This is a genomic window from Lysinibacillus sp. BNK-21 (genome assembly GCF_048684915.1).
Lineage (GTDB): Bacteria > Bacillota > Bacilli > Bacillales_A > Planococcaceae > Lysinibacillus > Lysinibacillus capsici.
Map to the genome: position 1 here is coordinate 4,415,462 of NZ_JBLQTS010000001.1, position 13,098 is coordinate 4,428,559.

Sequence of the window (13,098 nt, forward strand, 5' to 3'; positions counted from 1 at the left end):
CATGAACTTTATATGAACTCCTTATGACAAAATTGGTAGATGGATATAAACCTTTGTGCCCGCATGCATCGTACTTTGCATCTGTATGGTCCCTCCATGTAGCTCAACAATTTGTTTGACAATCGCTAAGCCTAGCCCTGTCCCTTGCTTGGTTCTAGACGCATCGGCGCGATAAAAACGGTCATATGCTTTTGCTAATTGATCCTCAGTCATTCCTATCCCACTGTCCTCAACAAGAATTTCAAGTGAGGCAGATCTTTTTTGTAAATGTAGATGTATTTGCCCACCCTCTACATTATATTTAATGGCATTTGTCAGTAAATTATCCCATACATTTTGTAAAAGCCCTGCATCGCCATCAAAAATAATTTGCTCAAGCTTATATGATATTTGAAGCTGTGACTCTTCCATTTGCCAACGATACTTTCGTACGGTTTCCTTTAACTGTTCATCTAAACGATAAGACTCTCGTTTTACAATTCTTGTCGATTGGTCAAGGGAAGTTAATAATAATAACTGTTTGGTTAATGTAGATAGGCGTTTTGTTTCTAGCTCTATGATTGCTGCATATTCCTGTCTTTCCTGTTCAGTAAGGGAAGGATTTTTCAGTAAATCTACATACCCTTGAATATTTAATAAAGGCGACTGAAAATCATGTGATACATTACTAATAAATTCCTTCCGTGTACGATCATTTTCCTGTAATCTCTCGGTCATCCTATTAAAGCTTGATGCTAATTGACCAATTTCATCTGCACGATCAATATCTAGAACTGTATCAAATTTTTCATGTGCTAGCTGTTGAGTGGCTGCTGTTAACTTCGTAATGGGGCGAATTAATGCTTTAGCAAATAGTAGCATGGCAAGAAGACTCAGTACTGTCATAACCAACATTAATCCTGCGAGTATTGTATGCACCTCAGAAAACAATAAACGAATATCTGGTCTTATGAATAGTGCATAGGACTTGCTTTCATAGGTAAATGGCACACCAATTGTATTATTCAGTTCGTTAGCAAAAAATCCTGTTACAAAGGTTTCTTTAGGAAAATCTCGCATACCATGATAGGTTTCCCCATTTAAAACATGCTCCACAACAGATGTTGACAATGTTTTATCACGATATGGACCGCCAAAAAAATGCCCCTCCTCACCAGTTGTCACATATATTTGATAGCCGATTTCACCCAAGGTTGTCAGATAGCTATTTAAATCTTCTGGTTCGTCTGTCTCAATATAATGCACAATATCCTGTGCTATGCTAACGTTTTTCGCATCATTTTTTTCTTTTACAACTTGATGGTAATAGGTATTCGTTACCAAAAAGCCCATACATAAGCTTCCAATCATTACTAGCATTGTTGTTACAACAAATTTACTATATAACGTTTTCATGTTGTTTCCTCTAGCTTATAGCCAACACCTCTTACTGTTGTAATTTCAACAGCCGTGTCATATCGGTTTAATCTTTCACGAATCCGCTTCACATGCGTATTTAACGTTTGCTCATCTCCATCATAGTCATAGCCCCATACTTGTTCCATAATATAGCTGCGAGTAAATACTTGATGGGGGCGTGATGCTAACAAAGCCAGTAATTCAAATTCCTTTAAAGGTAATATAAGTGTATTTTCCCCTATTACAACCTCAAAGCTTCGTCGGTCAATTACTAGTTTACCTACTTGAATGGTTACTTGATTTTTTTTATCAAATCTCCTCAAAATTGCAGCTATACGAAATAATAATTCCTTTGGTTCAAAGGGCTTTACAACATAATCGTCAGATCCTGCTAAAAAGCCACGTTCTTTATCCTCTAGCTCACCTTTTGCTGTTAATAATAAAACAGGAATATCATAATCTTGAGTTAAATACTCTGTTAGTGTAAAACCATCCATTCCTGGCATCATCACATCAACAACAGCTAAATCAGGCAGATTCCCTTCGAGTAAGGCTAGTGCCTGCTTTGCATTTTCAGCAAGTAGCACTTGGTAGCCTTCCTTAGTAAGATAAATATTGACTAGCTGTAAAATATGAACGTCATCATCGACAACAAGGATCTTCATCTGCCCACCTCCAGTTAATAAGAAAAAATCCGATCATATAGAACGAATTTTTTCATCACAAATTACTATTATTTTATAACGAAAATATAGAAATCAACAGCAATAAGAGAAAAGGTAAACCAATCACAATATAGCCTCTAGGATTGGCAAGGTTCATGGTCCATCCTACCCCGAAGCGTTTCTCCACAAAAACGGATGGGTCTTGTCGATTCATATAAATTAAGCCGCCCTTCCAATAACGATCCTCATCCACGTCCATTACCTGGGAATCTATATTTGCTTCATAGCGTACTTTATGTTTATACTTTTTCACCACATATATCAGTAATGAACCCAGCAAAACAACTAAGAACAAAATAAATACTGGTAATAGCTTATAGCCTACTGTCATAGAAGGATAGATGTTGCTTAATTGTAAAATTGTTAATAAAGCTGTTAATGCAGAACTTATCAGTAGTATTTGCCAACTCATGTATTTTCGTGTTTTTAGCTGATCCTCCAACGATTCCTCTTTGCGATTTACAGCTAATTTAATTGCAGAACGTTTAATGGAGTCGGTAATTCCCCACATCATACATTGCATCATTAGCATTACCAGTGGCAGTGAAATAGCCGTAAAATAGGTCTTGTTTCTCCATGCATCCGCTTCACCACTCGGCCCCCAATGTACTGCTATATCATTTGGCATGAGATCGTAATGAAGGTATGTGTAAATGATCAAAAATACGGATATTCCTAATGGTACAGCAAAAAAAGACCAAGGAAGCATTTCATCACGACTTCTTGCAGTTAAATCCACTGCCCGTACTTGTTTAATATTTGCACCCCACTGCTCTTGTTTTTTCAACTTCGATACCTTTTGATGATTTATCCAATACAACGCCATACTTACTGTAAGCATACTAAACAAACAGCTTAATAAAACAATACTTTGAATAGCTTCAGAAGGAGCAAATTGATTGTAACTTATAATCAAGATGATTAGAAAAACTATCCCTGTTCCCCCTACGAACCGCACATACTGTTTTTTCAACTGAGCTAAGATGGGATGCTTAATAATTTGATCAGGCACTGTGACTCCAAAAACGATAGTCTCTCTTACAATATAGGGAACGACTATTTGCAAAGCTAATGTCATGATGTAAATGGTTATAAAAACGCCAAGTAGCATTTTGCTACACTCCCTCTGCTGGAATTTGCAAATCAGCAAATACTTTTTTCATCATGTGCTCAATTTGTTCAGCTGTTGCACCGAGCACCATTCCTTCTGCCACAACAGGTTTTAAATTCTTTTCGATTTGTCGTAGTTGCTCAGGTGATAAAGCTCTCTCCTCTGCTGAACTTATAATAGCTCCAGATTTTGGCCGAATGGTAATAATCCCTTTCGCCTCTAATTCATGATAACTCTTATTAACAGTATGCATATTAACACCTAAATCGGCAGCTAAACTCCGCACAGACGGCAAAGTATCACCTGGCTTCATTTCTCCTCTAGCAATTCCTTCAATAATTTGACGTGTTACCTGCTCATAAATAGGTACGTCTGATTGAAATTCTATTTGAATAAACATGTTTATCAGCTCCACATTTGTTATACAACTAATATAACAAATTTCTCTCCACCTTGCATGAGATTCAAATGTTTAAATGGGGGAATTTTTTATGGTTTCAATAAACCTTTGCACAAGTAAATTCTGCTTCTCATTATTCCTTGTACAAATTGCAATTTTATGTTTAATGGCATGTATATCCTTCACATAAACTCTCGCCAATTGCCCACTCTCTACATACTCTCTAACCGCAAGAGAAGAAATAAAATTTGCACCATAGCCCGCCATGACTGAGCGAATGGTTTCATGAATACCATTAAATTGGAGTGCGATATTTGGTGGTCTCACTTGGTATGTTTGACATAATGAGAAAAGATGCTCCCTCATCGAACTACCTACTTCTCTCATAATAAAAGGCTCCTGAAACATTTCAACTAATGTAATAGATTGATGTGCATAGCGATGATTTGGCGATACTACAAACCATAATTCATCCTCATATAATTCCTCCCACTCTATTTCCTTAGGTCTTTCAGACATTCCCCCACCGTAAATAGCCATATCCGCTTTATAGTTTATTAACTGTTCAAAGGCATCCTTTGTGTTGGTTGTTGTAATCATTAAATTCGCCTGTTCATTAGCAGCCTTGAAAGTAGCCGCCCATTTAGGAATTAAAAAATTAGCAGGTAAGAAAGTTGCAACAATGTGTAAATTCCCAGTTCTTGCAAGTCGATAATCTTCTATAAATGTTTCAATATGTTGCTCAAGAGCAATAAGATTTTGAGCTTTTTCTGCTAGTGTCACACCGAATTCAGTAAGTACTACACCACGTCCCTGTTGTTGAAATAGCTGGACTCCAATTTCATGTTCAAAACGTTTGATTTGACTTGAAACTGCAGGTTGACTTATGCATAGCATTTCTGCAGCTTTTGTAAAACTGCCTGTAACCGCAACTTGATAAAACAATTTTAAGCCATGACTATTCATGATTTAACCTCAATTCATAATCTTTAGTTATGTATTAATAATAATAATATATTTTTATTATGATTCATTCTATCATACACTTGATTGGCAAGCTTGCACTTTAAAGCATAATGAAATGAGGACTGTATAATGACAGAATTAAATGTTTGGCAATACGTAGATGACTATTTCATGACTAAGCTCCTTTCAGAAAACGAACATCTTAATACTGCACTACAGGCTAATAAAGCTGCAGGTATTCCAGAGATTGATGTATCTCCTACTCAAGGGAGACTATTATATTTACTCGCAAAAATGAAAAGTGCGGTAAATATTTTAGAGATCGGCACACTTGGAGGCTATAGCAGTATTTGTTTAGCCCAAGCTCTTCCTCAGGCAGGAAAAGTTGTGACATTAGAAATTAATGAAGAGTACGCCAAAGTTGCCAAGCAAAATATAGCGAATGCAGGGTATGGACCAAAGGTTGAGGTCATTAGGAAATGCCCTAGATACATTACCAAACTTAAAAAACGCTGGACTATTATTTGACTTTATCTTTATTGATGCTGATAAACCTAATAACCCCGCTTACTTGAAGTGGGCTTTAAAATTAGCAAAATCTGGCGCTCTTATCATTGCAGATAATGTTGTACGTAATGGTGAGGTAACTAATGAAAATAGTGAGGATGAACGTGTTAGAGGCGTACAAGAATTTATAGATTTAGTAAAAGCAAACCCAAGAATTGAAGCAACGGCTATACAAACAGTGGGTGTCAAAGGGTATGACGGCTTTGTACTAGCCGTAGTAAATTAGCATAGAAAAACCGCGTAACTAAAAAAGTAGTTACGCGGATGTACTATATAAAAGATGCCTTACTGCTCCCCATCTAAGCTAGTAAGACATCTTTACCCCTTAAAATCTCTTAACTTTTATTTATAGACCCCTTTTAATTCAATCGTGCTCATCTCTCTAAACGGGGGAACAGACCCCGTCACGTTATGTTAGTGGAATAGGCTGGATTGTACTCGAGTGCAATCCTTAGATAGTTATTAGGAAAGTTTGATATGTTGGATAGTAGACTTGTATTTTACGCTAATTTTTCATACCCTGGAAGTGTCAAGAATTCCGCAAATTCATCTTGTTCAATTAAGGATTTAAACAGTTCAGCAGCTTCTTCATAGCGACCACTGTTATAAGCTTGTTCCCCAACAGCCTCTTTAATTTTCACAAGTTCTTCTTCCAATATTTCTAAAACAAATGCTAGTGTAATACCACGTCCATCATCTAAGATTCCTTTCGGATGACGGATCCATTGCCATACTTGTGTACGAGAGATTTCTGCTGTTGCAGCATCCTCCATCAAGTTATTAATTGGTGCAGCTCCGTTACCTCGAAGCCATGAAGCAATATATTGTACACCAACACTACAGTTAATACGTAGACCTTCAATTGTTATTGTTCCTTCTGGTACAGCTACTAAATCTTCGGCAGATACTTGTACATCCTCACGCTTTTTATGAATTTGGTTAGGAGTTGTCATAATTGCATCAAATTGCTCCATCGCTGTTGCAACCATACCAGGATGTGCTACCCATGTACCGTCATGCCCCTCTGTTGCCTCACGACGTTTATCTTCTGCCACCTTTGCAAATGCCACTGCATTGGCCTCATCGTCATTTTTAACTGGAATTTGAGCTGCCATTCCGCCCATTGCTGGTGCATTTCGCTTGTGACATGTTTGAATACATAAAGATGTATAGGCTTTCATAAAAGGTACTGTCATCGTTACTTGCCCACGGTCTGGCAAAATAACATCAGCTTGATTGCGTAGACGCTTAATATAGCTGAAAATATAATCCCAACGACCGCAATTCAAACCAGCTGAATGTTCACGTAGCTCATATAAAATTTCATCCATCTCAAACGCAGCTAAAATCGTTTCGATTAATACAGTAGCTTTTATTGTCCCCTGTGGAATACCAATATAATCTTGAGCAAACACAAAGACATCATTCCATAGTCGAGCCTCTAAATGACTTTCAAGTTTTGGTAGATAGAAATATGGCCCTGTACCTTGTGCAAGTGCGTTTTTGGCATTGTGGAATAGATATAAACCGAAGTCAAAGAAACTGCCAGAAATCGGCTCTCCATCCACCAGGACATGCTTCTCAAGCAAGTGTAGACCTCGTGGACGAACTAACAGCACTGCTGTCTCATCATTTAATTTATATGTTTTACCATTGGATTCTTGTGTAAACTCAATCGTCTTATTAATAGCATCACGCATATTAATTTGACCGCCAATCATATTTTCCCATGTCGGAGAAGATGCATCTTCAAAGCATGCCATGAACATTTTTGCTCCAGAATTTAACGCATTAATAACCATTTTCCGATCAACTGGCCCTGTAATTTCAACACGGCGATCTTGTAAGTCGTTTGGAAGTGGTGCGATTACCCAATCACCTTCCCGAATATGCTTTGTCTCTGGTAGGAAATCCAGCTTCTCTCCCGCATCAAGTCGTTTTTGGCGTTCTTGTCGAGCCTCCAACAGCTCCTTGCGACGAGCATCAAATTTTTCGTGCAGAGCAAGAACTAATTCAAGAGCTTCAGGTGTCAAAATTTCATTAGTTTGCTCATTTTGTTCTCCAACAATTTTAAGCTTACCTGTCGTTGCTTGTTCCATTAGCTGTTTACCCACCTTTGCCATTTTAGTTTCGTCATCCTCCGCTTTAGGAGGAGCGGAGGAGACTATTCTATGATTATGAATTTAGGAAAACACGTATTTAAACTACGACTTATACAAACTGTTCTGTTTCAGTAGAACCTGCCATTGCTGTTGTAGAAGAAGTACCACCAGAGATAACTTGAGAGATTTCATCAAAGTATCCAGTACCTACTTCGCGTTGGTGACGTGTAGCTGTATAGCCTTTAGACTCAGAAGCAAATTCTGCCTGCTGTAGCTTAGAATATGCAGACATACCATTATCTTTATAGTCATGAGCAAGCTCAAACATAGAGTGGTTAAGTGCATGGAAACCTGCTAAAGTAACGAATTGGAATTTGTAACCCAACTTACCAAGTTCACGTTGATACTCTGCGATTTCTTCTTCTGAAAGATTTGCCTTCCAGTTGAATGAAGGTGAGCAGTTGTATGCAAGCATTTTACCTGGGAACTCAGCATGAATAGCTTCAGCAAATTCTCTAGCTTCTTCAAGTGATGGTTTAGAAGTTTCACACCAAATTAAATCTGCATATGGAGCGTAAGCTAAACCACGAGCAATTGCTTGTTTGATTCCAGCTTTTGTACGGAAGAAGCCTTCAGGTGTGCGTTCACCAGTGATGAACTCTGCATCACGTGGATCAATATCTGATGTAACCATATCAGCAGCATCAGCATCTGTACGTGCAATTAAAATTGTATCTACACCCATTACATCTGTTGCTAAACGTGCAGCTACTAAGTTACGAACAGCATTTTGTGTTGGAAGTAATACTTTACCTCCAAGGTGTCCACATTTCTTTTCAGATGCTAATTGATCTTCTAAGTGAACACCCGCTGCTCCTGCTTCAATCATACCTTTTACAAGCTCGAATACGTTTAGAGGCCCACCAAAACCTGCTTCTGCGTCTGCTACAATTGGCGCGAACCAATCAAATTGATCAACACGTCCTTCAGCATGATCAATTTGATCTGCACGTTGAAGCGCTTGATTAATTCGTTTTACTACTGCTGGTACAGAGTTAGCTGGATATAATGATTGGTCAGGATACATTTGACCAGACAGGTTTGCATCAGCAGCTACTTGCCAGCCTGATAGATAGATAGCCTTTAATCCAGCTTTTACTTGTTGTACTGCCTGATTCCCCGTTAATGCCCCCAATGCATTGATAAACGGTTCCTCATGTAATGAATTCCAAAGTCGAGTAGCACCTTTTTGTGCTAGTGTTTGTTCAATTACTACTGTCCCCTGTAATTTAACAACTTCTTCTGCTGAATATGTGCGTTCAATACCAGCCCAACGTGGGTTTTCAGCCCATTGTTTTTCTAAAGCTTCGATTCTTTCTTGACGAGTTGACATATTGAAATTCCACCTTCCCCTTTGTGTACAATATACTCTGTTAAAAAACTTTTAATTATCTGTTCCATAACAGGTTTATTTGTTGTAAATTAATATATAACAGACTATTTGAATTTTCATTATTTTTCGATAAAAGATCCAATTTTAAGGATAAAACTACCTTTTTTGACGATGAAATTTGGAAGACTGTTTACAAACAAGGGGGATATTCACAATGAACAATGAGTTAAATTCTTTCGTAAAAGATATTTCACAACAATATATTTTTCTGTTGAAAGACTGGATACCTGCTGATTCATCCATTGCTATTGCTGTTGAAAATGCTTATGTTTATTTTCACTCTGGTCACCAAAGTATTCATTTAGAGATAGGTCAACAAGTATTACCTGGGAGTATTGCCGACCAAGTGTTACAGACTCAAAAAAAAACAGATGCTATTTTAGATAATTCCCTTTTCGATACGCCATATTATGGCATTGGTTATCCCATATACATTCAAAATAAGCATGCTGCTCTCGTCATTGTCCTACCGTCATCATTTACAGCAAAAAGAGCAGAACCATTTCAATTTTTAACTGGAAAGCAAGAGGAGGAATGGAATCCTGTAGCAATTAATAAAATATCTCATATTGAAAGCCTACAGAAAAAAACATGGTTTTATGTAGAGGGTGATCAGTATAAAACAAGTATTACACTTAAAGAACTTCAATTACGATTACCATCATATTTTATTCGTATCCATAGATCTTACATTGTAAATATACATTTCATAAAAAAAATGGCACGTGATTTAACGTCAAATTTTATTGTCACTTTAACTGATGGAAGTGAGTTACCAGTAAGTCAATCTTATCTAAATGATCTTCGGAGTGCTCTTGAGTTTTAGTATATACGGCTGTCCTTTTCCGGGGACAGCCTACTTTAAACTATCTTCTTAATTTGATACAACAAAAAAGACCAGAGAATTTATTCTCTGATCTTTCTTTTGCCTAGCGACGTCCTACTCTCACAGGGGGAAGCCCCCAACTACCATCGGCGCTAAAGAGCTTAACTTCCGTGTTCGGTATGGGAACGGGTGTGACCTCTTTGCCATCATCACTAGACTTTTTATTTAATTGAAAGATTTATTCTTTCAAAACTGGATAAACGGCTCATTGAATGTTTCAAACTTTTTTGGTTAAGTCCTCGATCGATTAGTATTCGTCAGCTCCATGTGTCACCACACTTCCACCTCGAACCTATCTACCTCATCGTCTTTGAGGGATCTTACTTACTTGCGTAATGGGAAATCTCATCTTGAGGGGGGCTTCATGCTTAGATGCTTTCAGCACTTATCCCGTCCACACATAGCTACCCAGCGATGCCTTTGGCAAGACAACTGGTACACCAGCGGTGTGTCCATCCCGGTCCTCTCGTACTAAGGACAGCTCCTCTCAAATTTCCTACGCCCACGACGGATAGGGACCGAACTGTCTCACGACGTTCTGAACCCAGCTCGCGTACCGCTTTAATGGGCGAACAGCCCAACCCTTGGGACCGACTACAGCCCCAGGATGCGATGAGCCGACATCGAGGTGCCAAACCTCCCCGTCGATGTGGACTCTTGGGGGAGATAAGCCTGTTATCCCCGGGGTAGCTTTTATCCGTTGAGCGATGGCCCTTCCATGCGGAACCACCGGATCACTAAGCCCGTCTTTCGACCCTGCTCGACTTGTAGGTCTCGCAGTCAAGCTCCCTTGTGCCTTTACACTCTACGAATGATTTCCAACCATTCTGAGGGAACCTTTGGGCGCCTCCGTTACCTTTTAGGAGGCGACCGCCCCAGTCAAACTGTCCGCCTGACACTGTCTCCTGCCCCGCTAAGGGGCATGGGTTAGAATTTCAATACAACCAGGGTAGTATCCCACCGACGCCTCCTTCGAAGCTGGCGCTCCGAGATCTCTGGCTCCTACCTATCCTGTACAAGTTGTACCAAAATTCAATATCAGGCTACAGTAAAGCTCCACGGGGTCTTTCCGTCCTGTCGCGGGTAACCTGCATCTTCACAGGTACTATAATTTCACCGAGTCTCTCGTTGAGACAGTGCCCAGATCGTTACGCCTTTCGTGCGGGTCGGAACTTACCCGACAAGGAATTTCGCTACCTTAGGACCGTTATAGTTACGGCCGCCGTTTACTGGGGCTTCAATTCGCAGCTTCGCTTGCGCTAACCACTCCTCTTAACCTTCCAGCACCGGGCAGGCGTCAGCCCCTATACGTCACCTTACGGTTTTGCAGAGACCTGTGTTTTTGCTAAACAGTCGCCTGGGCCTATTCACTGCGGCTCTCATGCGCTTGCACGCTCAAGAGCACCCCTTCTCCCGAAGTTACGGGGTCATTTTGCCGAGTTCCTTAACGAGAGTTCTCTCGCACACCTTAGGATTCTCTCCTCGACTACCTGTGTCGGTTTGCGGTACGGGCACCTCTCACCTCGATAGAGGCTTTTCTTGGCAGTGTGAAATCAGGAACTTCGTCCATACGGACTCGCCATCACAGCTCAACGTTACAGTGTGCGGATTTGCCTACACACACGCCTTACTGCTTGGACGCGCACAACCAACGGCGCGCTTACCCTATCCTACTGCGTCCCCCCATTTCTCAAACGGTGAGGAGGTGGTACAGGAATATCAACCTGTTGTCCATCGCCTACGCCTATCGGCCTCGGCTTAGGTCCCGACTAACCCTGAGCGGACGAGCCTTCCTCAGGAAACCTTAGTCATACGGTGGACGGGATTCTCACCCGTCTTTCGCTACTCATACCGGCATTCTCACTTCTAAGCGCTCCACCAGTCCTTCCGATCTGACTTCAACGCACTTAGAACGCTCTCCTACCACTGACATCGTAGATGTCAATCCACAGCTTCGGTGAATCGTTTAGCCCCGATACATTTTCGGCGCAGCGTCACTCGACCAGTGAGCTATTACGCACTCTTTAAATGATGGCTGCTTCTAAGCCAACATCCTGGTTGTCTGTGCAACGCCACATCCTTTTCCACTTAACGATTACTTTGGGACCTTAGCTGGTGGTCTGGGCTGTTTCCCTTTTGACTACGGATCTTATCACTCGCAGTCTGACTCCCGTGTATAAATATCTGGCATTCGGAGTTTGTCTGAATTCGGTAAACCGGGATGGCCCCCTAGTCCAAACAGTGCTCTACCTCCAGTATTCTCATCACGAGGCTAGCCCTAAAGCTATTTCGGAGAGAACCAGCTATCTCCAAGTTCGATTGGAATTTCTCCGCTACCCACACCTCATCCCCGCACTTTTCAACGTGCGTGGGTTCGGGCCTCCAGTAAGTGTTACCTCACCTTCACCCTGGACATGGGTAGATCACCTGGTTTCGGGTCTACGACCACGTACTATTTCGCCCTATTCAGACTCGCTTTCGCTGCGGCTCCGCCTTCTAAAGCTTAACCTTGCACGTAATCGTAACTCGCCGGTTCATTCTACAAAAGGCACGCTATCACCCATTAACGGGCTCTAACTACTTGTAGGCACACGGTTTCAGGATCTCTTTCACTCCCCTTCCGGGGTGCTTTTCACCTTTCCCTCACGGTACTGGTTCACTATCGGTCACTAGGTAGTATTTAGCCTTGGGAGATGGTCCTCCCGGATTCCGACGGAATTTCACGTGTTCCGCCGTACTCAGGATCCACTCAGGAGAGAACGAACTTTCGACTACAGGGCTTTTACCTGCTCTGGCGGACCTTTCCAAGTCGCTTCATCTAACTCGCTCTTTTGTAACTCCGTATAGAGTGTCCTACAACCCCAAGAGGCAAGCCTCTTGGTTTGGGCTCTTCCCGTTTCGCTCGCCGCTACTCAGGGAATCGATTTTTCTTTCTCTTCCTCCAGGTACTTAGATGTTTCAGTTCCCTGGGTCTGCCTTCAAGACGCTATGTATTCACGTCAAGATACTACGCGATTAAACGTAGTGGGTTCCCCCATTCGGAAATCTCCGGATCAAAGCTCACTTACAGCTCCCCGAAGCATATCGGTGTTAGTGCCGTCCTTCTTCGGCTCCTAGTGCCAAGGCATTCGCCGTGCGCCCTTAATAACTTAACCAAGTTATTAAGCCTATAAAAAAACTTAAAAAATAAATGTGTTTGTTACAATTTCAATGTCGTTTTATCCAGTTTTCAAAGAACAAAAAAATGGTGGAGCCTAGCGGGATCGAACCGCTGACCTCCTGCGTGCAAGGCAGGCGCTCTCCCAGCTGAGCTAAGGCCCCAAGAGGTATATATGGTGGGCCTAAATGGACTCGAACCATCGACCTCACGCTTATCAGGCGTGCGCTCTAACCAGCTGAGCTATAGGCCCTCTTGGAAGTTTTATTAAATTTCATAAACCTTCAAAACTGAACGCAAAACGTAATCTTACAAACCCAAGGTTTGTATTCC

The 13,098-nt window shown here is 41.0% G+C and carries 8 protein-coding genes, 2 tRNA genes, 2 rRNA genes and 1 pseudogene; 2 read left to right on the forward strand and 11 right to left on the reverse strand.

Annotation, left to right across the window (positions count from 1 at the left end; translation table 11 throughout):
- Nucleotides 1-21 precede the first annotated feature (21 nt).
- From ACMGGO_RS22080 to ACMGGO_RS22100, 5 genes are all read right to left on the reverse strand, one after another.
- Nucleotides 22-1,395: a HAMP domain-containing sensor histidine kinase gene (locus ACMGGO_RS22080; protein ID WP_066038443.1), complete on the reverse strand. Its 1,374-nt coding sequence runs from the start codon at nucleotides 1,393-1,395 to the stop codon at nucleotides 22-24.
- A complete protein-coding gene (locus tag ACMGGO_RS22085; RefSeq protein WP_048395929.1) occupies nucleotides 1,392-2,063 on the reverse strand; it encodes a response regulator transcription factor in 672 nt (223 codons plus the stop codon). Before ACMGGO_RS22085 ends, ACMGGO_RS22080 begins: the two co-directional genes overlap by 4 nt.
- 73 nt (nucleotides 2,064-2,136) lie before the next feature.
- Nucleotides 2,137-3,234 (reverse strand): DUF1648 domain-containing protein, encoded by a 1,098-nt coding sequence (locus tag ACMGGO_RS22090; protein ID WP_066038442.1) that lies wholly within the window; start codon nucleotides 3,232-3,234, stop codon nucleotides 2,137-2,139.
- Nucleotides 3,235-3,238: 4 nt separating this feature from the next.
- Nucleotides 3,239-3,634, reverse strand: coding sequence for a GntR family transcriptional regulator (locus tag ACMGGO_RS22095; protein ID WP_048395924.1), 396 nt, complete (start codon nucleotides 3,632-3,634; stop codon nucleotides 3,239-3,241).
- A 72-nt stretch (nucleotides 3,635-3,706) separates the two neighbouring features.
- Nucleotides 3,707-4,600, reverse strand: coding sequence for a LysR family transcriptional regulator (locus tag ACMGGO_RS22100; RefSeq protein WP_054548490.1), 894 nt, complete (start codon nucleotides 4,598-4,600; stop codon nucleotides 3,707-3,709).
- A gap of 129 nt (nucleotides 4,601-4,729) precedes the next feature.
- On the opposite strand from ACMGGO_RS22100, the pseudogene ACMGGO_RS22105 reads away from it, so the two are divergent.
- Nucleotides 4,730-5,393 (forward strand): annotated as a pseudogene (locus ACMGGO_RS22105) (O-methyltransferase).
- Between the two features lie 274 nt (nucleotides 5,394-5,667).
- Here the strand turns inward: ACMGGO_RS22105 and aceB are convergent.
- Both aceB and aceA read right to left on the reverse strand, forming a co-directional pair.
- The gene (aceB, locus tag ACMGGO_RS22110; RefSeq protein WP_420282334.1) at nucleotides 5,668-7,266 is read right to left on the reverse strand and encodes a malate synthase A; all 1,599 of its coding nucleotides are present in this window, start codon (nucleotides 7,264-7,266) and stop codon (nucleotides 5,668-5,670) included.
- A 112-nt stretch (nucleotides 7,267-7,378) separates the two neighbouring features.
- The gene (aceA, locus tag ACMGGO_RS22115; protein ID WP_420282271.1) at nucleotides 7,379-8,662 is read right to left on the reverse strand and encodes an isocitrate lyase; all 1,284 of its coding nucleotides are present in this window, start codon (nucleotides 8,660-8,662) and stop codon (nucleotides 7,379-7,381) included.
- Nucleotides 8,663-8,876: 214 nt separating this feature from the next.
- Between aceA and ACMGGO_RS22120 the strand changes: the two genes are divergently transcribed.
- A complete protein-coding gene (locus ACMGGO_RS22120; protein WP_420282272.1) occupies nucleotides 8,877-9,548 on the forward strand; it encodes a LytTR family DNA-binding domain-containing protein in 672 nt (223 codons plus the stop codon).
- 101 nt (nucleotides 9,549-9,649) lie between these two features.
- Here ACMGGO_RS22120 and rrf read toward each other — a convergent pair.
- The 4 genes from rrf to ACMGGO_RS22140 form a co-directional block, all read right to left on the reverse strand.
- Nucleotides 9,650-9,765 (reverse strand): 5S ribosomal RNA (rrf, locus tag ACMGGO_RS22125).
- 70 nt (nucleotides 9,766-9,835) lie between these two features.
- Nucleotides 9,836-12,763, reverse strand: a 23S ribosomal RNA gene (locus tag ACMGGO_RS22130).
- A gap of 90 nt (nucleotides 12,764-12,853) precedes the next feature.
- A tRNA-Ala gene (locus ACMGGO_RS22135) sits at nucleotides 12,854-12,929 on the reverse strand.
- A gap of 12 nt (nucleotides 12,930-12,941) precedes the next feature.
- Nucleotides 12,942-13,018 (reverse strand) — tRNA-Ile (locus tag ACMGGO_RS22140).
- Between the last annotated feature and the right edge of the window lie 80 nt (nucleotides 13,019-13,098).

Coding starts and splice junctions, on each gene's coding strand:
- ACMGGO_RS22080 (WP_066038443.1), bottom strand. CDS start 1,395: ATGAAAACGTTATATAGTAAATTTGTTGTAACAACAATGCTAGTAATG.
- ACMGGO_RS22085 (WP_048395929.1), bottom strand. CDS start 2,063: ATGAAGATCCTTGTTGTCGATGATGACGTTCATATTTTACAGCTAGTC.
- ACMGGO_RS22090 (WP_066038442.1), bottom strand. CDS start 3,234: ATGCTACTTGGCGTTTTTATAACCATTTACATCATGACATTAGCTTTG.
- ACMGGO_RS22095 (WP_048395924.1), bottom strand. CDS start 3,634: ATGTTTATTCAAATAGAATTTCAATCAGACGTACCTATTTATGAGCAG.
- ACMGGO_RS22100 (WP_054548490.1), bottom strand. CDS start 4,600: ATGAATAGTCATGGCTTAAAATTGTTTTATCAAGTTGCGGTTACAGGC.
- aceB (WP_420282334.1), bottom strand. CDS start 7,266: ATGGAACAAGCAACGACAGGTAAGCTTAAAATTGTTGGAGAACAAAAT.
- aceA (WP_420282271.1), bottom strand. CDS start 8,662: ATGTCAACTCGTCAAGAAAGAATCGAAGCTTTAGAAAAACAATGGGCT.
- ACMGGO_RS22120 (WP_420282272.1), top strand. CDS start 8,877: ATGAACAATGAGTTAAATTCTTTCGTAAAAGATATTTCACAACAATAT.